The organism is Nonomuraea sp. NPDC049709 (genome assembly GCF_040674815.1).
Lineage (GTDB): Bacteria > Actinomycetota > Actinomycetes > Streptosporangiales > Streptosporangiaceae > Nonomuraea.
Genome location: NZ_JBFANM010000045.1, coordinates 77,328 through 98,228 on the forward strand (window position 1 = coordinate 77,328; position 20,901 = coordinate 98,228).

Below are 20,901 nucleotides of genomic sequence, written 5' to 3' on the forward strand. Positions count from 1 at the left end.
GCGATCACACTTGATGGCCGTGGCGGCGACCATGCCGTTCTCGGCGTTCACGTGGTCAGCCGTTCGGCTCCTCGGCGCGTCTGACGCGTCGGTTCCGCCAGGCGGACGCGGCGACCGTGACGGCCGCGCAGAGCGCGGACACCGCCACCGTCCAGGGTGGCGCGGCAAGCGGCACGGGCAGCACGTAGGTCGCCGCCGAGATGGCCAGCCAGCCCACCGCACCCCCGGCGACCGCGAGGGCGGCGTGGCCCGCGAGGGCCGGTCGGCCTCCGGCGGGTCCCGGCGAGTACCGGTACGCGACGGTGGGCAGGCACAGGGCCAGCGCGGCCAGCGTCGCGATCAGCGGCGGCTGGATCGGCCCGGGCAACGGGAGCTTGTACGTCAGGGCCTGGATCGCGGCCAGGCCCATCACCAGCGCGCCGAGGAAGGAGGTCTGCAGGAGGGTCAGCCACTCGTGCCGCCGCCGGGCCTCTTCCTCGCGCTCCTGGAGCCGCTGCTGGATGAGGAGCCCGATGACGCGGCCGATCTCGGCGGCGCGTTCCGTGGTGGCCTGGAGGTAGTGGCGGTCGTCGTCGAGCTCGGCCCGGAACCAGTCGATCACCCGGCCGTCGTCGAACAGCCCCCGGGGAGACCGGCCGTCCGGCGACAACCCGTCCAGCTCGGAGGCGAGCACCGCCGCCATGTTGGCCTCGGCGATCTCCACCGAACGGCTCATCTCGCCGATCGCGATCGCGGTGAGGTGCAGGCCCGAGGAGTCCGCCTGCACCTGGGTCAGCTCCCGCCGGGCGGCGATCAGCCGGTCGAGGGGAACCGGCTCGTCAGGTACGCCGAGCGCCGCCAGCCGCGCCGCGGCGTCGTCGACGCGGGCGCCCAGGTCGCGGAACGACAGCTCCGCGGCGTGCACGCGCAGCTGGTACCGCACCTTGGCCATGTGCATGAGGTAGCGGGGCAGCCAGGGGATCCCGGCGGGGTCACCCGACCACACCCAGCGGGCCAGCAGCGCCTGCCGATCGGCGGCGGCCGTGACGACCAGCCGCCTGAGCGACCGGGCGTCGTCGCCGTCCGGCAGCTCCCAGGCGTCGACCCCGGCGAGCAGGCGCCGCCCGTCCGATCCCACCGGGGCGCCGTCCTGGCGTACGGCGTCGCGCAGGGCGGCGGGCGGACGTCCCCGGCCACGGCCGGCGGTGTGGGTGGCGAGCAGCAGGCGTACCTCACCGAGCAGGGGCGCCTGGCCGCCCGAGACCTCCAGCCAGGCGCGTTCCAGCGCGCCCCAGCCCATGGCCTCGTCGCGGGCGGGCGCCAGCATGACGCCCAGGCAGAGGACGTCGTGCTCGGACCGCAGCACCAGCTCCCACACACCCTTCCCCGGGCGTTCCGCCGCGGCCAGCAACGGGGGAAGCGCGCCGGGCAGGTCGGCGGGAGAGCGGCCCGAAAGCCGTGGGGGACGCGCGACGGTCAGGTTGTCGGGAGGTGCCGCGGGGACGCCCAGCCGTGGAACGGCACGGGTCATGCCGAACGTGTCCGCGCACCGCCGCCAGATGTCGAGGAGGCGCCGCCGGCCCGCGTCCGCCGCCGGCCCGGTCAGCGGGGAGAACAGGTAGACGGCCAGCGCGTGATCCCGGAGCAGCGGTCGACGCCTCACTCCTCCCCACCCTCCGGCGGGCCGGACGGCCCCGGCTCGTCCCGCGAAAGGTACGGGGCCAGCGCGTGCACCAGCTTGTTGACCCGCAGGCGTACCCGCTTCGGCGCCTCGCCCTCGGCCCGTCCGCCACCCTCGCCGAGCTTCACCCACTCGCCCCGGGGTGTCAGCCAGTCGATCGCCGTGACGACCGCCAGGAGCGCCTGATCGTCGCCCAGCGCGACGGCCGCGTCGGCCTCGTCGAGCAGCCCGGCCAGCCGGTCCCATTCCGAGGCCGTACGGGGAACCGTGAGAAGCCCTTCGAGTACGTCGTGGGCCTCCCGGGCGGTGGCCGTCTCAATCATGCGCCCATCGTCCACAAAGGCTCCCAAATCCGCCGAAGGCCCCCGTCCTGCCCGCACCTTACGTTGTTCCGGCCCGGGTCGGCACGTCTTCCGACGCCCGCTCAGGTCGACTGTTCGCCGGCCTGGCCACGGTCGATGAGGTCCAGCACCGCGTCCCGGAGCTCGCGGAAGACGGCGACGACCTCCTCGGCGGCCGCGGCGACGGCCGCCTCGCCAGGCGGGACGGGCGGGTCGACCAGCAGGCCCACCGTGTCGGCGAGGAGCGCGTCCGGGTCGTCGGGTCAGTCGAGTTGTTCGCTCGTGCCCGGGAGCCCCGCGCCCGCCTGGGTAGGCGGACCCGCATGAGCAGAGAGCAACTTCCGGCCCCGCGCCCGGTGGTGTGGCCGCTGCGCCCGCCGTCATCGGCGACGGTGTCCCAGGCCGCCCATGACGGGCAGGTCGTGGTCACGATCGAGCACGCTCCGCTCAGCGGGGTGACCCCTGAGATGCTCGCGTGGTGGTTCGGCCATGTGCCCGGCACCATGCGCTACGCCGGTGACGTCTATCCGCGTTACCTGGTCTGGCACCCGCTGGACCACATCTCGTACGAGCTCGTCCAGCCGGCCTCCGGCGGCGGCATCGGTCCGGGCGCCCGGTTGCACATCCGCGAGGCGCTGGGGCGCGACCCCCGCCGGCTGATCGACATCCGGGTCCAGGTGGAGGAGCTCGGCGAGGGCGGGGCCGTCGTGGCCAAGCGCGTGGCGGGCACCGGCCTGGTACGCCTGGAGAACGAGTTCACCGCCGTACCGTCCGGGACCCGCAACGTGTCACGACTGCGCCTGGGCGACGAGAGCCTGCTGGGGCGCCTGCTGACGAACCACATCGCGACCACGCGCGCCTTCCCGCCCGACAAGCTCGACGCGTGGGCCCGGCACCACATCGAGGAGATCGGCAACCTGGAGCACTTCCTGCCCGAGCTGTTCGAGGAACGGGCCGGCCACGAGCCATGAGGCGAATCTCCCTCTGGCGCTCGCGGTGCGGAGGAGGTTGATTCAATGTCATGGAAACGAGTCACCCTCATTCGACCCGCCGTACGTTCCTGACCGCATCGGCCGCCGGCGCCCTGGCCGTACCTCTCGTCGCGGAGCCCGCGTCCGCGACCGCGCAGTCCACCACCGGCCAGGACGGCCCAGGCCGTCCGACCCGGCCCCAGCGTCCCGACCGGGAATTACGCGCCCTGTTACGCGAGGTCGACCCCGCCCGGATCAAGGCGGACGTGCTGAAGATGGTCGCCTTCGGCACCCGGCACACGCTGTCCACCCAGACCGACCCGGTCCGCGGCATCGGCGCCGCCGTCGAGTGGGTCCATGCCCGGTTCCAGGAGATCGCGGCCACCTCGGGCGGCCGGATGACCGTCGAGAAGCAGTCGTTCGTCCAGCCGGTCAGCCCGCGCATCCCCCAGCCGACGACCATCACCAACGTCATCGGCACGCTGCGCGGTGACGCCTCGCCCGCGCGGTTGTACGTCGTCACCGGCCATCTCGACTCCCGCGTCACCGACGTCATGAACGCCACCGCCGACGCCCCCGGTGCCGACGACGACGCGTCCGGCGTGGCCGTGGTGCTCGAACTGGCCCGGCTCTTCGCCACCCGCCGTACCGAGGGCACGCTGGTGTTCGCCGCCGTCAGCGCCGAGGAACAGGGTCTGTACGGCTCGGCGCACATGGCCGCGCGGCTGAAGGAGGCCGGCGCGGACGTACAGGCGATGTTCAGCAACGACATCGTGGGCGCCAGCTCCGGCTGGGACGGCACCCGCCCCGAACCGCACACGGTACGCCTCTTCGTGGAGGGCGTGCCGACCACCGAGACCCCCGCCGAGGCGTCCACCCGGCAGTCCGTCGGCGGCGAGAACGACGGCCCGTCGCGGCAGCTCGGCCGCTTCGTCAAGGACGTGGCCGAGAACGACGAGACCGGCATGAAGATCCGGGTGATCTGGCGGCGCGACCGCTACCTGCGCGGCAGCGACCACATCTCCTTCATCCGGCAGGGTTACCCGGCCGCCCGCTTCACCGAGCCGCGCGAGAACTACGACCACGAGCACCAGGACGTACGGGTGGAGAACGGCGTCCAGTTCGGCGACCTGCCGGAGTTCGTCGACTACGCCTACACCGCCCGGGTCGCCAAGGTGAACGCCGCGACGCTGTGGTCCCTGGCCCAGGCCCCGGGCACGCCGAAGAACGTCCGGATCAACGCGACGAGCCTGACCAACGACACCACGCTCACCTGGGACCGCGGCACCGATCCCGACCTGGCCGGCTACGAGATCGTGTGGCGGGAGACCACCTCGCCGGAGTGGACCCACGCCATCGACGTCGGCGACGTCACCACGGCCACCGTCGACCTGGCCAAGGACAACGTGCAGTTCGGGCTGCGCGCCGTGGACCGCGACGGCCACCGCAGCCCGGTCGCCTTCCCCCGGGTCTAGGCCCGGCGGGGCCGGTAGGAGCAGCGCGCGCCGATGCGGACGGTGGCGCGCAACTCCCCGGCGATCACCGGGTCGGCGATGCGGGTGAGGGTGCGCTGGATGGCCCGGCCGACCGCGATCCCGACCAGTTCCTGGTCCGCGGCCGGGCGGGTGTCGCCGCGGGCGGCGGCGGCGAATGTCGCGGCGAGCCGGTCGTGCTCGGCGCGGCAGGCCGCGGTACGCCAGGTGACGCCGGCCGATTCGAGGTCGTCGATCTCGGCCTGCAACCAGGACAGGTGCTCCCGGTAGAGGTGGGAGGCCCGGTCGTCCGGCGGCGGCAGGGAGGACGCCCCGCCGCCGCGAGCCGGCTCGTCCGGGAGCGGCGGGCGCGCGGCCAGGTCGACCGCGTCCATGGCGCGGCCGGGGTTGGCGATCAGCACCGCGAGCGAGCGCATGCCCAGGCCGTCGTCCACCAGCGCGGCACGGCCGCCGAACGAGATCCGCCACCGGCAGCCCATGACGGCCGGCTCGACCTGCACGGTCCCACCCGCCGGTGCCCGCTCCACGCCGCAACCGGCCTGGGCGGTCTCACCGGCCGGGCCATCCTCCACGGCCGGCCCGGTCGCGGGCAGCCGGCCGGCTTGCGCGGCGAGCCTGACGCCGATCGCCTCCATCGCGAGCCGGACCGCCAGATGGTCCCCGGCGGCGAGCGTGTCGGCGAGCGCTCTGAGGCAGCCTTCGGCTCGCGGGTCACCGGACCGCAGCAGATCGGCGGTGCGCCGTGCCAGCCCGGTCACGGGGTCGCCCTCCAGCGGGAAGGACCGTACGTCCGGGCTCTCCTCCAGGCGGTACGCGATGCTCACGACATCCTCCGGCCTGCGACGTGGGTGCGTCTCCGCCAAGAACGGTAGAGCCCGTGCCCTCTGCGGCGATTCGGGAGATCTCCCTAGTTTGCCGCCTCGCCGGCCGCGTTCATCCGATGCGCGAGCGCGGCGGCCTGACCTCGGCTGGCGACGCCGAGCTTGCTCAGCACCGCGGAGATGTGATGATCGACGGTCTTGGCCGACAGGGACAGGCGGGCGGCGATCTCGGCGTTGGACAGCCCCTCGGCGAGGAGGGCGAGCACGTCCGCCTGGCGTGGCGTCAGCCCCGCCGCGTGGGCGGCCGTCGCCCGCCGGGGGCCGCGCGGGATTCGCGTGAACCCGCGCCTGCGCATCTCGCCACGCAGCCACTGGGCCGCGCGCACGGCGCCGAGCCGGTCCAGGACCCGCAGCGCCTCCGTGGCCGCGCTCTGGTCACCGGTCGCCAGCGCCCAGACGCGGGTGTACAGGGCACCGCGCCGCGCCAGGTCCGCGGCGGCATCGGCCCATTCACCCTGGATCATCATCCGGTACGGGGCCGCCGTACCGGACGGGAGCCGCCGGTCGCCCCCGGCCAGCCACCACCGATAGGCCAGCTCCCCGGTGTAGACGGGATGCCGCACCGACAGCGCCAGGTCGAGGCCGCGACGGGCCTCCTCGCGGGCCCGGCCGGCATCGCCGCACCACAGGAAATGCTCGGAGCACGCGGCGGCTACGGGCCCCACCCGCTGCGGCTCGCCGGTACGTTCGGCCTGCCGGGCCACCTCCTCCAGCACGGCCGCCGCCCCGGGATCGCCGCGGGCCGCCAGGATCCTGCCCCGGGCCAGCAGCGCGGGGAACATGGCCACCCCGCCCCGCACCGCCCGCGCCAGCGACGCCTCGGCGTCGGCGAGCGCGCCGTCCCAGTCGCAGCTCTCCACCCGCACCACCGCTCGCACGCCCAGCAGGTACTGGACGTAGCCGTCGAGGTTCCGGTCCGTGGCGTAGGCCAGGGCCTCTTCGAGCGCGTGGGCCGCGACGCCGTACTCGGCGAGCTGGACCGGGCCCGTGGCCAGGACGACCAGGGCCCGGGCGGCGTGGTCCACCAGACCGGCGGCCGCGGCGCGCTCATGGGCCGCGCGCAGCGCCGCGGGCGCCCCCTCCTCGCCCCGTACCAGGCGTGCCGTGCTCACGTTGATCGCCGCGTGGACGGAGGCCGCCATCTCCCCGAGCCGATCGGCCAGTTCCTGGGCCCGCTCTCCCCATGCGACGGCCTCGTCGAGCTGGTGGGCCGCCATGTGGAGCTGCGACTGGTTGCTGTAGGCCATGGCGAGCTGCGGGTCCCCGTCCTCCAGCACGGTGACCAGCCGCGCCGCCGCCTCCCACGCCTGCTCGCGACGCCCCGCCCACCACGCCAGCCGGGAGATCCAGCGCAGGTTCTCGCCGACCCGCTCGGCCTGCCCCTCCTGCTCCCGCAGCTCCAGCGCGGCCTGCCGGGCCCGCAGCGCCTCCTCGGCCAGCCCGGCCAGGTAGGCCTGCTCCGCGTACGCCTCCAGCAGCGCGGCCGGCGGCCCGCCCGCGTGCTCCACCGCGGCGCGGTAGTGGGCCGCGGCCTCCCGGTGCGCTCCCTGCCGGGCCGCCCCCGCCCCGGCCAGCTGCCCGTACCGCAGGACGGCGGCCTCGTCGCGCGCGTTCAGCGCATGGTGGACCAGCCGGCCGGGGTCGATCCCGGGGGCCTCGGCCAGGATGCCGAGGACCCGGCGGTGCAACTCCTCGCGCCGGGCGGGTGACAGCGTCTCCTCCACCGCGCCGCGCAACAGCTCGTGCCGGAACGACACCCCGTCGCCGGCCGGCACCAGCACCCCGGCGTCGACGCACGTCTCGACCAGGTCCGGGGCGCCTGCCACCACGGCCGCGTCGGCCCGGGTGGGCACCACGGACACCAGCCTGGCCAGGTCCCTGGCAGGGCCGGGCAGCGACCGCAACCGGTCGAGGATGAGGTCCTGTACGGTGGCCGGCACCGTCGTGCCCTCGCTCCCGAGCAGCTCGGTCACCAGCAGCGGGTTCCCGCCGGTCAGCCTGTAGACCGTCGCCGCGTCGAGTCCTGCCCGGTCCGCCTGCTCGGCCACGCAGTCGTACGACAGCGGGCGCAGGCGTACGCGCCGCACCAGGGCGCTCGGCAGGGCGGCCAGGGCCCCCCGGATCGGATGCTCGGCCCCCACCTCGTCATCCCGGTACGTCACCACCAGCAGCGCGGGTAACCGGCCGATCCGCCGCCCCAGCCAGACCAGCCAGTCCAGGGTGGCCTCGTCGGCCCAGTGCGTGTCCTCCACCACGACCACGGGGTGGGCTCGCCCCCGCGTGCTGGACAGCTCTTCCAGGGAAGCCGCGAAGATCTCCTCCTGGGCCGCTCCGGCACCCAGCCGGTCGGCCAGCACGCCTCCGGTCTGGCGGCCGATGTCGTGCAGCGGCCCCAGCGCCCGCGGGGTGACCAGGCGGTCGCAGCCGCCCCACAACACCCGCGCCCGCGCCCCGCACTGCCGGACGAACTCCGTGACCAGCACGGACTTGCCCATGCCCGCCTCACCGGCCACCACCGCCACGCGCCCGCCCCGCCTGCTCTCGCCCAGCAGGTCGTCGAGGAGTGTCAGTGTCGCGGAACGCTCCCACAGCTCCACGACCCCGATCGTAGACCAGCCGGCACCGGCCGGCCCGCCTCTCGCCAGGGCGGCGGCGTCCTGCGGTGATCGTGCCTCAGGCCTCCGCGTGGCGCCGGTCGTAGAGCAGGCAGATGGCGCCCGACTCCGTCGTCGACAGGTCGGTGAGCGTCCACGACGTGGCGGGCAGGCCGTCCTCGAAGAGGCGGACGCCGCCGCCGACCAGCTCGGGGCAGAGGGTGATGCTGAGCCGGTCGAGCTCGCCCGCGTCGAGCAGGGCCTTGATGACGCTGCCGCTCGCGAGCACGATGATGTCGCCGCCGGTCGACCGTCGCAGCCGCCTGACCACCTCGGCGGGATCGGTGTCGGCGACGCGGGAGTTCTCCCACGTCGCCTCCGTCAGGGTGGTCGCGAAGACGATCTTCTCGACCGAGTCGAGCCACTGCGCGAACGTCCGGTCCCGGGGGTCGGCGTCCTCGGCCCTGGCGACCGTCGGCCAGAAGCCGCCGAAACCCTCATAGTTCTTCCGCCCGAGCAGGGCCGTGGTGGCGGTGGCCGTCACCCGGACCATGTGCTCGCGGGCCGCGTCCGTGAGGGCGTGGGGGACGATCCACCCCATGTCCACGTCGCCGCCAGCGCCGTTGGTGCGGCCGTCGAGCGAGAGCGAGATGTTGGCGACGACCCTGCGGCCACGGCCCTCGGTGTGCTGCGTCATGTTCGTTGCTCCTGCCGGTGGTGGTGCCCCTTGCGGCACCGTCTGCGACGATCCTGTCGCCGTCCCGGGCGGAGAACATCTGCCACCTGGCAGAGCTGGGGCCGGCCGAGGGGATGAAGTGGATCTGGCATCCTTCTCCCACGATGTATGCCGTTCACCACCTCCCTCCGGAATTGTCGTCGTTCGTCGGCCGGGCCGCGGAGCTCGCCGCGGTCCGCGATGCGGTGACGGCCGGGCGCGTACTCACCCTGGCCGGTCCCGGCGGGTGCGGGAAGACCAGGCTGGCCGTCCGCGCCTGCCGCGCGCTGGCGGACGACTGGCCGGACGGGGTGTTCTGGGTCGGCCTGGAGCAGGAGACCGACGAGCGCAACGTCGCCCACCGGGTGGCGCGGGCGCTGGACGTCCTCCTGCCCGCCGGGCCCGACCCGCTCCCAGCGCTCGCCGCCGCGCTGCGGGACCGCAGGCTGCTCATCGTGCTGGACAACTGCGAGCACGTGCTGGACGGCGCGGCCGGCGTCATCACGGCGGTGCTGTCGCGGTGTCCGGGCGTCGCCGTCCTGGCCACCAGCCGGTCCAGGCTGGGCGTCGCGGGCGAGCGGATGTGGCCCGTGCCGCCGATGGCGCTGTCCGACGCGCTGGAGCTGTTCCTGCGGCGGGTCGGCGCCGGAGCGCCGGACGTCGCCGCCGGGGACGGCGTGCGCGTCGAGGCGCGGCGGGTCTGCGACCGGCTCGACCGGCTGCCGCTCGCGCTGGAGCTGGCGGCGGGCTGGGCGGGCACGCTGTCCCTGGCGCAGATCGCCGACGCGCTGAGCACGCCGTTCGCCCTGCTCGACGGTGGGGTACGGACGGCGTCGTTCCGCCAGCAGACCCTCGAGGCGTCGATGCGGTGGAGCCACGACCTGCTCGACGACGACGAGCGGGCGCTGTTCCGGCGGCTGGGGGCGTTCGCGCCCGGCTTCGACGCGGACGCCGTGACCGGCCTGGGCGCGCTCGACGGGACCGGCCCGGGGCGCCTGCTCAAGGCGTTGCGGGGGTTGGTCGACAAGTCGCTGGTCGTGGCCGACGCCACGGGTCCGGTGGCGCGGTACCGGATGCTCGGCGTCGTACGGGCGTACGCGCTGGACCGCCTCGAAGCGGCGCGGGAGCCGGCGGCCGTCCGCGACCTGCACCTCGACCTCTACCTGGCCCTGGCCGGGCGGCTGGGGCAGCTGCTGGAGACCGACAGGGACGCCTGGCGGGCGCAGGTCGGGGCGGCCTACCCCAACGTCCGGGCCGCGATCGAGTGGGGCCTGTCGCGCGACGACGCGACGCGGGGACGGCGGCTGGCCGCGGCGTGCGCGTGGCTGTGGCACCTCGAAGGGCGGGGCGGCGAGGGCGTTCGGCTGCTCCGGCGGGCGGCCGAGCGCGGCGCGGGCGAGCGGACCCCGCTGCAGGCCGAGGTCCTGGCCGCGCTCGCGCTCGTGACCGACACGGCCGAACCGGGCATCGAGGCGTACGAGCTGGCGCGGGCGGCGCGGGAGCTGGCCGCGGAGGTCGGGGCGCCCGCGGCGGGCCGGCTGAGCCGGTCGCTCGTCGCCATCGGGCAGCTCGCCGTGGGCCTGGAGGCGGCGATGGCGGAGGCCCGGGGCTCCTGGGAGGACGCCATACGGGCCGGCGACGGCTTCGTCGCGGACGCGTCCGAGACGTTCGTCGGGCTGATCCACCTGCTCGCCGACGAGTACGGCGACGCGATCGACCACCTCGAACACGCCCTGGAGGGCCTGCGGCGGCGCGGCGACCACGGCATGGCGTCCATCGCCCTCTGCTGGCTGGCGCAGGCCGCCGCCCGGTCGGGCGCGGTGCGGCGGGCGGGCGACCTGGCCGAGCGGGCCGTGGCCACGGCGGAACCGCTGGGCAGCATCCACTGGGCCGGCACCGCCCGGGGCGTCCTGGCCGAGATCCGCTTTCTCCAGGGCCGTACGGACGAGGCCGCCGCCGCGCTGGAACCCGTCGACCGCGTGGTCGCCGCGTCCGGCGAGCTGCCGTTCATCACCGGATGGGAGCGGGCCCAGGCCGTGCTGGCGCTCCAGCGGGGGCACCCGCGGGAGGCGGCCGAGTGGTGCCGCCGGGAAGGCCGGTGGCAGGCCGAGCGGAGCGAGGAGTGGCTCGCGCCCGAGACCCGGCTGGTGCTGGCGACCGCGCTGCGGGAGGCGGGCGAGCGCGCGGACGCGGAGCGGGCGCTCCAGTCCCTCTCCGGCGCGCCGGTGACCCGGGAGATGCCGCGCATCCGGGCGGGCGTGCTGGACGAGCTGGCGCTGCTGGCCCACCCGACCGACGCCGACCGCGCGCTGCGCCTGCACCACGAGGCCCTGCGGATCCGGATCGACCACGACCTCGTCCTGGGCCTGGTCGACAGCCTGGAGTCGCTGGCGCTGCTGAGCCTGCGGCGCGGCGCGGACGAGCCGGCCGGCATCCTCGCGGGCGCCGCGCAACGCGCCCGCTCCGACCTCGGGACCGCGCCGCACCCGGCGCCGCACCTCACCGGCGAGGACCTGTGGGCGCGGCTGGACGAGGCCGCAGTCGAACGCGGGCGCACCATGGACCTGCGGGCGGCGGCCGCCTACGCCACCCGCGCCCGGGGGCCGCGCCGCCGCCCCGAGTCCGGCTGGGAGAGCCTGACCCCGACCGAACGGACGGTCGCCGAGTACGCCGTGCAGGGGCTGTCCAACCCGGAGATCGCCGCCCGCCTCTTCGTCAGCCGCGGCACCGTCAAGACGCACCTGGCGCACATCTACGCCAAGCTCCACGTCGCCAACCGCACCGAACTCGCCGGCCGGGCCGCCGACCGGCTCGACACCCTGGAGCGGCGGGAACTCCCCTGACCGACGGCTCCATTTCGGGGAGCCGCCGCCCGGTCAGGGCCTCAGTCCCAGCGCAGCCGGTGCTCCAGCAGCTCCTGCTGCGCCGGGTTGACGGTCAGCTCCAGGGCCCGCTCATCGGCCCGCCGCGCCTCGTCGCGACGGCCCAGATCCCGCAGCAACTCGGCTCGGGTGGCATGGAACAGCGCGTAGCGCTCCAGGGCCGGGCCGAGCTCCGTCAGCTCGGCCAGCGCCGCCCGCGGCCCCTGGCCGTAGCGCACCGCGATCGCCCGGTGCAACCGGGTCACCGGCGAGGGCGCCAGGTAGAGCAGCATGTCGTACAGCACCAGGATCTGTGCCCAGTCGGTGTCGGCGAAGGTCTCGGCCTCGGCGTGACAGGCCACGATCGCCGCCTGCAGCTGATACGGGCCCGGCCGGTGGTGGGCGCGGGCGGCCCGGACCAGCAGGGCGCTCGCCTCCTCGATCGCCTTCCGGTCCCACAGGCCGCGGTCCTGGTCGGCCAGCAGCACCAGGCGTCCCCCGGCGTCGAAGCGGGCCGCGCCGCGCGCCCGATGCAGCCGGATCAGCGCCAGCAGGCCGGCCGCCTCGGGCTCCTTCGGCATCAGGTTCGCCAGCAGCCCGGCCAGCCATTCGGCCTCCTCGACCAGGTCGCGGGCCTGGGCCCGCTCGGCCGTGCTGGACAGGTAACCCTCGTTGAACAGCAGGTAGATGACCGCCAGCACCTCGCCCAGCCGCTCCGGCAGTTCCTCCTGCGACGGGACGCGGTACGGGATCCCGGCCTCGCCGATCTTCCGCTTCGCGCGGGTGATCCGCTGCGCCACCGTGGCCTCCGGCACGACGAACGCCGCGGCGATCTGTGCCGTGCTGAGCCCGCACACCACCCGCAGGGTGAGCGCGATCTGCGCCGGACGCGACAGCGCCGGGTGGCAACAGGTGAAGATCAGCCGCAGCCGGTCGTCGCGCGCGGCGGGCTCCGGCCAGGTGAGCTGAGCGAGCTTGGCACGGTAGTTCGACTCGCGCCGCAGCACGTCCAGGCCGCGCCGCCGGGCCACGGTGAACAACCAGGCGTCCGGCCGGTCCGGCACGCCTTCCTCGGGCCAGCGGCGCAGCGCGGTCTCGACGGCGTCCTGGACCAGGTCCTCGGCGGCGGAGAAGTCGCCCAGCAGCGACACCAGGGAGGCGGCCAGCCGGCCCGCGTGCTCGCGTACCGTGCCGGCCAGCACCTCCTCGTGCACCGGCTCGCTCATGCGACGGGGCGGATCTCCACGACCGGGCAGGCCGGCCACGACCGGGCCAGCCGCAGCGCCTCGTCCAGGTCGGCCACCTCGACCTCGGCGAACCCGCTGACCACCTCCTTGCCCTCCACGAACGGCCCGTCGGTGACCACCGGCTCCTGCGCGTCCAGCCGCACCGTGGTCGCCGTGTGCACCGGCGACAGGTGCACGTGGTGGGTGATCTTGTCAGCGTGCTCGGCGAACCACCGGCCCACCGCCTCATAGGCGGCCTGCTGCTCCAGCTCGCCCATCGCCTCCAGCTGCTTGGCGAACTGTTCGGTCTCGACGAACATCAGCACGTACTTCACACTGGCCTCCTCGATCCTGCGGTGGTGTCAGCTTGCCGGGAGCGCGGCGTACAGATCCACGCCGTTGCCGTCCGGATCGGCCACCGTGGCGTACCGCATCCCCCAGAACGCGTCGAACGGCTCGGCGATCCCGCGGCTGCCCGCCTCGACGAGCTCGGCGTACTTGCCGTCCACGCCGGCCGGGCTGTCGAACTCGAAGCACAGCAGCGTGCGCGGCCCTCCGGTCGGCGCGGTCCAGCCGGGCAGGAACGGGGTGCGGAAGCCCTCGGTGTCCAGCATCACATGCAGGCCGGACGGCAGGTCGCAGCCGGCGTGCTCGGGTGAGTGCTCATCGATCTTGAACTCCAGGCCCAGCCGGGCGTAGAAGGCGATCGAGGCGTTCATGTCGGACACCACGATGTCGATGGTGTTCAGTGTCGGATTCATGTCCGTCTCCACGGTGCGATCGGCCGGAGCTCTGCTACCCGGCCTTTGTCCGGAAGACGATCGGCCAAGCCCCCGGCACGACATGGGCGCGGAAAATCTTGGACGCGTCCACCGTTCACGAGCGTCAGGCGAGCAGCACGTGGGTGCGGTGGTCGAACGCCTGTCCGTGCGGGCTGCAGGCGGTGCCGGGCCCGCGCGGGCACAGCGTCCAGCACCGGGTGACGCGGGCCCGGCACGCCGGACGCGGGCGCCCCTCCTCGGGACGCCCGCGCCACACGCCTTCCCGCGTCAGAAGTCGTCGGCGGTGCGGATCCGGTCACGGATCCAGACACCGGCCTCCTTGAGGTTGCCCGTCCCGGCGAACGGGCCGTTCGGGCAGGTTCCGGTGGTGAAGACGGCGCCCGTGCGGAAGTCGTCGGAGAAGTTCCAGTTCACCCAGCTGATCTTCTTCTGGGCCAGCAGGTCGAGGTACTGCTGCGACCTGGTGAAGTTGTTGGCTCCGTCGCCGGACGCGGTCTGAGTGCCGAACTCGGTCACGAAGATCGGCAGCCGGTCGGCGGCCCGGGACAGCGTGTTCAGGTATTCGGTGCCGTGCGAGGCGGCGTAGAAGTGGAACGTGTACATGATGTTGGCCGCGTTGACCGGGTTGTTGACGATCTCGGTCTCGTTGCCGCCGCCGGAGACGCCGAGCGACGACCAGGCGCGGGTGCCGACCAGCACCGGGGCGTCGGGGTCGTACTGCCGGATCACCGGGATGAGCTGGTGCGCGTAGTCGCGGATGACGGACCAGGTGACGGCGTCGCCGTTCGGCTCGTTGGCGATCTCGTACAGGACGTTCTTCTTGCCGTTGTGCCGCTGGGCGATCTCGGTGAAGAACGTCCTGGCCCGGCTGAGGTTGTACATCGGGTCACCGGGGGTGAGCATGTGCCAGTCCACGATCGCGTACATCCCGCGGGCGGTGGCCATCTCGATCAGGGAGTGCACGCGGTCGGTGAACAGCCGGGGGTTGGTCTCGTAGCCGCCCTCCTGGATGTACATCGAGATGCGCAGGACGTCGGCCTTCCAGTCGTTCGCCAGCGCGTCGAGCGAAGCGTTGTTGAGGCACTGGTTGTACCACTGGATGCCGTGGCTGCTCATGCCGCGCAACTGGATCTGCTTGCCGTTCTCGTTGCAGAGCTTGATACCGCAGACCCGCAGCTGCCCGTTGGCCTGAACCGGAGTGCCGCCCCCGCCGCCCGTGGGAGCGCCGTAGACCTCCATCTCCCACAGGGAGTAGCCGTAGGCGGTGCCGCGTTGCGTGCCGTAGACCCGCACGTACCGGCCGCTGCCGCTGATCGTGAGGTCGTCGGTCGCTCCGTCGCCGGCGGTGGTGGAGTAGACGTCGCTCCAGGTGGACCCGTCGGGCGAGGTCTGCACCCGGTACGCCCTGGCGTAGGCGACCTCCCAGGTCAACCGCACCCGGGAGACGGTGTGCGTGGAGCCGAGGTCCACCCGGATCCACTGCGGATCCACCCCCTCGGCGCTGGCCCACCGCGTGGTCGCGCTGCCGTCCACCGCCTTGCCCGGCTCCAGACCGGCCGCCTCGACCGAGGAGGCCGTCGCGGTCTTACCCTGTGACACCAGTGGGTCGGCCGCCGCCGCCCGCGCTCCGGCCGCGCTCGCGCCGGACGGCACTACCAGCGGCACCACCAGCGCGGCTACGACCGCGAAGATCCTCGCACCTGCACTTCGCCTCACGAACGGCTCCGATCTTTCGGGGGTCGCTCAACACCGGGCAGGCCGTCTCGGCCGACTCGGTTAGGAAAGTTTCTTAACTTGCCGCGCAGCTTAAATTGACACCGGGCCTTACACAAGGCCCAAAATTCCCGGAAGGTTCGTCGATTTCGATGAGTTTGCGGCCGCACCCAGGTCCAAGTTCGTACCGGCGCACGAGCCGGGACACGAAGGAGAAGGACACCATGGGCACGATCCACATCGACCTGTTCGCGACGCTCGACCTGGTCGGCCAGGCGCCGGGCGATCCCGAGGAGGACCCCGACGGCTTCCCGTTCGGGGGATGGCAGGCTCCCCTGTTCGACGAGACGGTCGGCCGGCACGTCGGTGCCGGGATGGAGGGCATGGACGCCCTGCTGCTGGGCCGCAGGACGTACGACATCTTCGCCGCGTACTGGCCGGACCAGGTCGACGGTGTCGACGGCGGGATCGCCACGCTGTTCAACAGCATCCCGAAGTACGTGGCCTCGCGGGGCAACCCCGATCTGGGCTGGGCAGGCTCGACGCAGCTGGGGCCCGACCTGGTGAGCGCCGTGCGCGAGCTACGTGACAGGCACGAGCACGTCCACGTGATCGGAAGCCTGAACCTGGTGCAGACCCTCCTGCACGAGCGCCTCTTCGACCGGCTCAACCTGTGGATCTTCCCTGTCGTGCTGGGCGTCGGCAAGAAGGTGTTCGACGGCGGTGAGGTGCCTGCCAACCTGGTGCTCCTCGAACCGCCCGTCACCTCGTCCACGGGCGCCGTACTCCTGCGGTACGGCCAGGGCGCGGGGATCCCCGGCAGCGGTGACATGCGGCGCGAAGACCGCGGCGTCGCTTCGGGCTGACGCGTGTCACCGTCTTCGCGTTGGAGGCGGTCGCGGCGGGCTCCTCGAGACGGGCGTGGGTGAGCGCGGCCAGGACCATCGCCACGGCCGGGCCGGTGGCGGCGCTCGTGCAGATCCCGGTACACGGGGGCGATCTGCGTGCTGGGCGGGACCCTGATCCAGGTCCCCGCTGTGTGGGTGCCGACCGGCGTCGGCATCGACTACCGGATCGCCAAGTACGTCGTCCCCTTCCCCAACCTGCCGATGGTGCTGTCCGGCGAGCCCTTCGCCGCAGCCCCCATCCTGGTCATGACCGCCGTCACCGCCGCACTCACCGCCACCGGCCTAGCCGCCCTGAAGCGCAGGCCACTCACCTGAGCCCGCACCCATCATCCTGTGGGCTCGCGATCGAAAGCCGACGTGCGGAACGGTCAGCCGGGGCGGCCCGGTGCCGGCCGCCGCCGGCCCCGACATGAGAGGCCCGTCACCGCGTTTCCGCTGGTGACGGGCCTCTTCCCGCTGGTGTGGCAGGTGCAGGGTTCGACCTTGCGCGGGCCGAGCCAGCGTCGGGGTGTCCCGCCGTCACACGCCGGATCCCTGTTCTGTCGTCTCCCATGGAGTCGGCGGCATGCGGGCCAGAGCACGACGGGCAAGGACTCTCAGGCGCTGCCACGTAGAATGGGTCCGCAATCCCTCGGCGCTCCAGGGGTTCGCGCCTTCGTCCGTCAATTCAGCGATGAGCCGGTCGACCTCTTCGAGGAGTCCTGGCAGTTCACCGCTGATCCAGCCGGCTTCCCGGGGCCGCCACGACACTCCGTACGCGTGATCGTAATCGAGCCCCAGCTCGTCAGGGTGCATGTCCGATCCGAGCCAGGCGATCTGATCGGTGGCGGACCAGGCCAGGTGCCCCAGAGCGGCACGCAGGAGTCTCCAGGCGCCCCTGAGCATCGCCTCGTCCTCACTGAGCCGCAGCATGGGTTCATTCTCACGCGCCACGCGCGGTTCCGCAGGGTAGATCGCCCGGAGGCCGTGTGATGCCGAGCCTTCGGGCGCTGAGGGGAGAGAGCGTCATGGGCCTCGGTTCCTGGCGGGGATGCCGAGCCGGGCGCGTACCTCCTCGTAGCTCCCCTCCATGTCCATGTGACGCAGATGCTCCGTCTCGCCGAGATCGGCTGGAGGCATGGGGCCGGTCTGCACCTGCCGGTGGACAGGGGCCCAGGTGTTGTTCGCCCGCCTCCGCACAGGGTGGTGGCCGGCATGGTGCGGGCTGGTCGGCCAGGGGATCAGGAGCCGCGTGCGTCGGGGAAACCTATCCAGCGCAGCAGGATCATCCGGGCGTCAGCGGGCGCGTTGTCCCGGTCAGTGCCGAAGCGGTGTACCAGTTTGAGGTACTCCTCGTGGAATTCCTTGAGCTGTGCCTTGGTCATGAAGGTGCTGGAGCGGGAGCCCTGCTGCCAGTCGCCGTCCTCGTCCCGGTTGTGGGCGAAGGCTGACAGCAGCCGTAGGTCCTCGGCGAGTTTCGAGTCGCCCAGTCGCTCGGCGAGGTCTTGTTCCGCGTCGCTCAGTTCTTCTCGGGCGGGCATCCGCCGGTCGGCCTTGACGACGTCCCACCAGCGTTCCCGCCCTTTGGCGCGGTCGCGCTGCCGTCTCCGGCGGGATCGTCACCTGCCGGTCCAGCTGCGGGTCCATGGACAGGTGGACCGGAGCGGGTCCGGCGGCGGAGAACCGTTCGGCCGCCTCACGGATGCCGCTGAGGCCACCGGTGGAGGTGAGGGGCCGGTCGTGGTGGAGCATGTCCAGGGTACGGTCCAGCATCGACATGGCACGCTGCCCCGCCACCTCGACGCGTTCGAGCGCCTGCCGCGGATCACCCGCGATCCTGCCCGCCTGGGCGTGCGCCACCATTTCGCTGATGTCGTGAGCAACGAAGTCGTGCAGGTCTCTGGCGAGCTGGAGTCGCAACGCGGTGCGAGTGTCGGCCACGGCGCGGACCTGCCGTACATCGAGAAAGCGCAGGTAACCTCCCACCGCGGCGGCAAGGACCGCACCCGCCCCCCAGAACGCGCACGCGCCCAGCCCTTCCAGCGGTGAGACCGGCGTGAAGAAGCGCAGCAGCCAGGTGGCCGCGGCCACGCCCGCCGCGGGCACGGCCAGCGCCGCCCGCCGAGCCGGCGCGTACCGGGCGATCAGGCCGGCCAGCGTCATGAGCGCCAGGCTCTCGATCATGCCCAGCGCCGCGGCACCCGGCTCGGGCCGCACGGCGCCGATGACGTGAGCCAGCGTGACGGCCAGCGAGCCCATCGCGCCCACGCACGTCAGCTCGGGCAAACGCGACCGCAGCGCCGAGCGCGACAGCCCCACCACCGCCACCGTCACGCACACCAGCAGCGACAGCGACACGGCGATCCACATCAAGCCCACCGGATCGACGATACGTGCCCCCTCCCAACCCGGCCACAGGTGAACGTCGTGGCGGCCCTGTCCGGTAACGTGCGCCTTTCGGGCGCTCAGCCGACCAGGCGCAACACCGCCCAGAAACCTCCATCCTCCAGAAACGTTGCGGCACAGCGCGCTCCCACGCCAGGCGGCGGCCCGGGCCCGGTCAGCAGCACCCCGGGGGCGGCGACACGCGTGGGCACGCCGGACAAGCGAGGTCTGTTAATCACGACATATCATGATCTAATGGACATTTCGCGGCTTCCCGCAGATGCACGGCAGCGGCGCAGTTCCGAGATGCGCGCGTTCCTCCGGTCGCGCCGAGCCCGGGTGACACCCGCTGACGTGGGCATGCCGGCAGGCGAGGGCCGCCGTACGCCCGGGCTGCGGCGGGAGGAGGTGGCGGTGCTCGCCGGCCTGGGAGTGTCCTGGTACACCTGGCTCGAGCAGGGACGCGACATCAACGTCTCCGCCGACGTCCTGGACGCGATCGCCAGGGTGCTGCGCCTGGAGCCGGCCGAGCGCGAGCACCTGTACCTCCTCGCCGGCCTCAATCCGCCGCAGGCGGCGCCGTCCGAAGACCGGGTCCCCGATGCCGTGCGGCGGCTGCTGGAGGGCTGGCTGCCGCGGCCCGCGTACGTCATCGACCGGCACTGGAACGTCCTCGCCGCCAACCGCGCGGCGGAGATCGTGTTCCAGTGCAACGAGTACGACCGCAACTGCCTGGTCAGCTTCTTCACCAACGCCCGCTACCGCGCGGCGGTCGTGGACTGGCACGACGCGGCGCGAGCGATGATCGGCCTGTTCCGGGCAGACGCCGCCCGCTACCCGGACGATCCCGAGTTCGGCCGCCTGGCCGCCGACATGTGCGCCGCGAGCTCCGCCTTCGCCGAGATCTGGGCCGAACTGCCCGTGGGCGGCCCCACCCACGGCACCAAGGCCCTGGAGATTCCCGGCCTGGGAACGCTGACCTTCGAGGCCACCACCCTGCCGCTGCCCGAACTGCCCGGCCACCGCCTGTCGCTGCACACCCCCGCACCCGGCACGGGAACGGAGGCCCTGCTGCGGCGCTTGGTGGTGGTGTCAGACCCAGGTTCAGCCAACACTGCCGCGTAGGCTCGCGCCCCTCGACGATTGTCGGCATGAAGCGATTCACGAACAGAACCGTCCTGATCACCGGCGGCACCAGCGGCATCGGCTTCGCGACCGCGCGCAGGTTCCTCGACGAGGGCGCGTACGTCGTCATCACCGGCCGCGACCAGGCCCGCCTCGACACCGCGGCAGAACGCCTGGGCTCCAAGGGCACCGAGGGCTCCCCGGACTCCCAGGGCTCCCAGGACTCCGAGCGGGTCCTGCCCGTCCGCGCGGACGTCAGCGTTGACGCCGACCTCGATCTCCTCGTGCGACGCATCGAGACCTGGCGCGGCGCCCTCGACGCGGTCTTCGCCAATGCCGGAATCGCGGACTTCAGGCCGGAGTTCACCCCGAAGGACTTCGACCACACCGTCGGGATCAACTTCAAGGGAGTGTTCTTCACGATCCAGAAGGCGCTGCCGCTGATGGGAGAAGGGGGCGCCGTCGTCATCAACGCCTCCTGGACCCTGCACCGCGGCCTCCCGGTGGCCTCGATCTACGCCGCGAGCAAGGCGGCCGTGCACAATCTCGCCCGCACGCTCGGCACCGACCTCGCGCCGCGTGGCATCCGCGTCAACTCCGTCAGCCCCGGCTACATCGAGACCGAGATGTACCGGTCCGCCATCGACCCCGACGCGGAGACCCGCATCACGGCGGAGGTGCCGCTCGGCTCGCTCGGCCACCCGGACGATGTCGCCGCCGCCGTCGCCTTCCTGGCCTCGGACGACGCCTCGTACATCACCGGTCAGGACCTCGTCATCGACGGCGGCCTCGTGGGAGCGGCCCCCCTCGGGCTGCGCCTTTGACAGCCGTGGGAGCCGGGTACGGTGCCGGCCGTAGGCAGCCGGACACAACACCAACGGCCCCTGGCAGCGTCTTCGCCGCCACGTGGCCGTAGATGATCACCCTCTTGCCGGACACCCCCTCGGGGCCTCACCTGCTCCGGTCCGCTGATCCCCATCATCGTCGCGGAGCTTCGACTCCGATGCGTCACCAAGGGAGATCCGGTGTCCAACCGCAACGTCGCCCGGGGACGACATCACAAACGGCACGGTCTCAAGCATCGAGGCGAGGATGAGTCCCCCGGATCCCGATCCCGCCGGAACTGGTCAAGATCCTTCGGCAACACATCGAAGAGTTCGGCGTCGCCCCCGATGGGCGGCTGTTCCGCAGCGAACGCGGCGGTGTCGTCGCCTCGACGGCTTACACCGAGGTCTGGCAGTAAGCCCTCGCTCTCACGCCCGCCCAG

General features: G+C 73.0%; 22 protein-coding genes. 9 read left to right on the top strand and 13 right to left on the bottom strand.

Annotation, left to right across the window (positions count from 1 at the left end):
- Positions 1-55: 55 nt before the first annotated feature.
- The 3 genes from AB0J69_RS37545 to AB0J69_RS37555 all read right to left on the bottom strand — a co-directional run bounded on the left by AB0J69_RS37545 (position 56) and on the right by AB0J69_RS37555 (position 2,231).
- Complete coding sequence (locus AB0J69_RS37545; RefSeq protein ID WP_364127604.1) at positions 56-1,642, bottom strand: CATRA conflict system CASPASE/TPR repeat-associated protein; 1,587 nt, start codon at positions 1,640-1,642, stop codon at positions 56-58.
- Complete coding sequence (locus AB0J69_RS37550; RefSeq protein ID WP_364127607.1) at positions 1,639-1,983, bottom strand: CATRA system-associated protein; 345 nt, start codon at positions 1,981-1,983, stop codon at positions 1,639-1,641. Before AB0J69_RS37550 ends, AB0J69_RS37545 begins: the two co-directional genes overlap by 4 nt.
- A gap of 101 nt (positions 1,984-2,084) precedes the next feature.
- The gene (locus AB0J69_RS37555) at positions 2,085-2,231 is read right to left on the bottom strand and encodes a hypothetical protein (RefSeq protein WP_364127610.1); all 147 of its coding nucleotides are present in this window, start codon (positions 2,229-2,231) and stop codon (positions 2,085-2,087) included.
- Between the two features lie 93 nt (positions 2,232-2,324).
- On the opposite strand from AB0J69_RS37555, the gene AB0J69_RS37560 reads away from it, so the two are divergent.
- Together AB0J69_RS37560 and AB0J69_RS37565 are read left to right on the top strand one after the other, a co-directional pair.
- Positions 2,325-2,972, top strand: coding sequence for a hypothetical protein (locus tag AB0J69_RS37560; protein ID WP_364127613.1), 648 nt, complete (start codon positions 2,325-2,327; stop codon positions 2,970-2,972).
- A 50-nt stretch (positions 2,973-3,022) separates the two neighbouring features.
- The gene (locus tag AB0J69_RS37565) at positions 3,023-4,447 is read left to right on the top strand and encodes a M20/M25/M40 family metallo-hydrolase (protein ID WP_364127614.1); all 1,425 of its coding nucleotides are present in this window, start codon (positions 3,023-3,025) and stop codon (positions 4,445-4,447) included.
- Here AB0J69_RS37565 and AB0J69_RS37570 read toward each other — a convergent pair.
- From AB0J69_RS37570 to AB0J69_RS37580, 3 genes are all read right to left on the bottom strand, one after another.
- Positions 4,444-5,289: a hypothetical protein gene (locus AB0J69_RS37570; RefSeq protein ID WP_364127616.1), complete on the bottom strand. Its 846-nt coding sequence runs from the start codon at positions 5,287-5,289 to the stop codon at positions 4,444-4,446. The genes AB0J69_RS37565 and AB0J69_RS37570 overlap by 4 nt on opposite strands.
- A gap of 83 nt (positions 5,290-5,372) precedes the next feature.
- Positions 5,373-7,943 (bottom strand): AAA family ATPase, encoded by a 2,571-nt coding sequence (locus tag AB0J69_RS37575; RefSeq protein ID WP_364127618.1) that lies wholly within the window; start codon positions 7,941-7,943, stop codon positions 5,373-5,375.
- A 76-nt stretch (positions 7,944-8,019) separates the two neighbouring features.
- Entirely contained in the window at positions 8,020-8,637 is a 618-nt protein-coding gene (locus AB0J69_RS37580) for a dihydrofolate reductase family protein (protein ID WP_364127620.1), read from the bottom strand.
- 17 nt (positions 8,638-8,654) lie between these two features.
- Here AB0J69_RS37580 and AB0J69_RS37585 point away from each other — a divergent pair, with 17 nt between their 5' ends.
- The gene (locus AB0J69_RS37585) at positions 8,655-11,498 is read left to right on the top strand and encodes a LuxR C-terminal-related transcriptional regulator (RefSeq protein WP_364127623.1); all 2,844 of its coding nucleotides are present in this window, start codon (positions 8,655-8,657) and stop codon (positions 11,496-11,498) included.
- A 41-nt stretch (positions 11,499-11,539) separates the two neighbouring features.
- Here the strand turns inward: AB0J69_RS37585 and AB0J69_RS37590 are convergent, their stop codons facing one another.
- The 5 genes from AB0J69_RS37590 to AB0J69_RS37610 all read right to left on the bottom strand — a co-directional run bounded on the left by AB0J69_RS37590 (position 11,540) and on the right by AB0J69_RS37610 (position 15,240).
- Entirely contained in the window at positions 11,540-12,742 is a 1,203-nt protein-coding gene (locus AB0J69_RS37590) for a sigma-70 family RNA polymerase sigma factor (protein WP_364127626.1), read from the bottom strand.
- Entirely contained in the window at positions 12,739-13,077 is a 339-nt protein-coding gene (locus tag AB0J69_RS37595; RefSeq protein ID WP_364127629.1) for a YciI family protein, read from the bottom strand. Before AB0J69_RS37595 ends, AB0J69_RS37590 begins: the two co-directional genes overlap by 4 nt.
- 27 nt (positions 13,078-13,104) lie before the next feature.
- A complete protein-coding gene (locus AB0J69_RS37600) occupies positions 13,105-13,503 on the bottom strand; it encodes a VOC family protein (protein ID WP_364127632.1) in 399 nt (132 codons plus the stop codon).
- 124 nt (positions 13,504-13,627) lie between these two features.
- Positions 13,628-13,780, bottom strand: a complete 153-nt coding sequence (locus tag AB0J69_RS37605; RefSeq protein ID WP_364127635.1) for a hypothetical protein — start codon at positions 13,778-13,780, stop codon at positions 13,628-13,630.
- Positions 13,781-13,791: 11 nt separating this feature from the next.
- Positions 13,792-15,240 carry a cellulase family glycosylhydrolase gene (locus tag AB0J69_RS37610; protein WP_364127637.1) on the bottom strand — a complete coding sequence of 483 codons (1,449 nt, stop codon included), beginning with the start codon at positions 15,238-15,240 and terminating at the stop codon, positions 13,792-13,794.
- Between the two features lie 221 nt (positions 15,241-15,461).
- On the opposite strand from AB0J69_RS37610, the gene AB0J69_RS37615 reads away from it, so the two are divergent.
- Together AB0J69_RS37615 and AB0J69_RS37620 are read left to right on the top strand one after the other, a co-directional pair.
- Positions 15,462-16,103 carry a dihydrofolate reductase family protein gene (locus AB0J69_RS37615; protein ID WP_364127640.1) on the top strand — a complete coding sequence of 214 codons (642 nt, stop codon included), beginning with the start codon at positions 15,462-15,464 and terminating at the stop codon, positions 16,101-16,103.
- Positions 16,104-16,241: 138 nt separating this feature from the next.
- Positions 16,242-16,460 (top strand): hypothetical protein, encoded by a 219-nt coding sequence (locus tag AB0J69_RS37620; protein ID WP_364127642.1) that lies wholly within the window; start codon positions 16,242-16,244, stop codon positions 16,458-16,460.
- Positions 16,461-16,664: 204 nt separating this feature from the next.
- Here AB0J69_RS37620 and AB0J69_RS37625 read toward each other — a convergent pair whose 3' ends face one another.
- Together AB0J69_RS37625 and AB0J69_RS37630 are read right to left on the bottom strand one after the other, a co-directional pair.
- On the bottom strand, positions 16,665-17,078 hold the full coding sequence (locus tag AB0J69_RS37625; RefSeq protein ID WP_364127644.1) for a hypothetical protein: 414 nt from the start codon (positions 17,076-17,078) through the stop codon (positions 16,665-16,667).
- Positions 17,079-17,441: 363 nt separating this feature from the next.
- Positions 17,442-17,987, bottom strand: a complete 546-nt coding sequence (locus AB0J69_RS37630) for a hypothetical protein (RefSeq protein WP_364127675.1) — start codon at positions 17,985-17,987, stop codon at positions 17,442-17,444.
- A gap of 193 nt (positions 17,988-18,180) precedes the next feature.
- Here AB0J69_RS37630 and AB0J69_RS37635 point away from each other — a divergent pair, with 193 nt between their 5' ends.
- The 4 genes from AB0J69_RS37635 (at position 18,181) to AB0J69_RS37650 (ending at position 20,458) form a co-directional block, all read left to right on the top strand.
- Complete coding sequence (locus tag AB0J69_RS37635; RefSeq protein ID WP_364127678.1) at positions 18,181-18,357, top strand: hypothetical protein; 177 nt, start codon at positions 18,181-18,183, stop codon at positions 18,355-18,357.
- 6 nt (positions 18,358-18,363) lie between these two features.
- Entirely contained in the window at positions 18,364-18,546 is a 183-nt protein-coding gene (locus tag AB0J69_RS37640; RefSeq protein ID WP_364127681.1) for a hypothetical protein, read from the top strand.
- A gap of 269 nt (positions 18,547-18,815) precedes the next feature.
- Positions 18,816-19,634, top strand: coding sequence for a helix-turn-helix transcriptional regulator (locus tag AB0J69_RS37645; protein WP_364127647.1), 819 nt, complete (start codon positions 18,816-18,818; stop codon positions 19,632-19,634).
- A gap of 26 nt (positions 19,635-19,660) precedes the next feature.
- The gene (locus AB0J69_RS37650) at positions 19,661-20,458 is read left to right on the top strand and encodes an SDR family oxidoreductase (protein WP_364127650.1); all 798 of its coding nucleotides are present in this window, start codon (positions 19,661-19,663) and stop codon (positions 20,456-20,458) included.
- Positions 20,459-20,901: the final 443 nt, after the last annotated feature.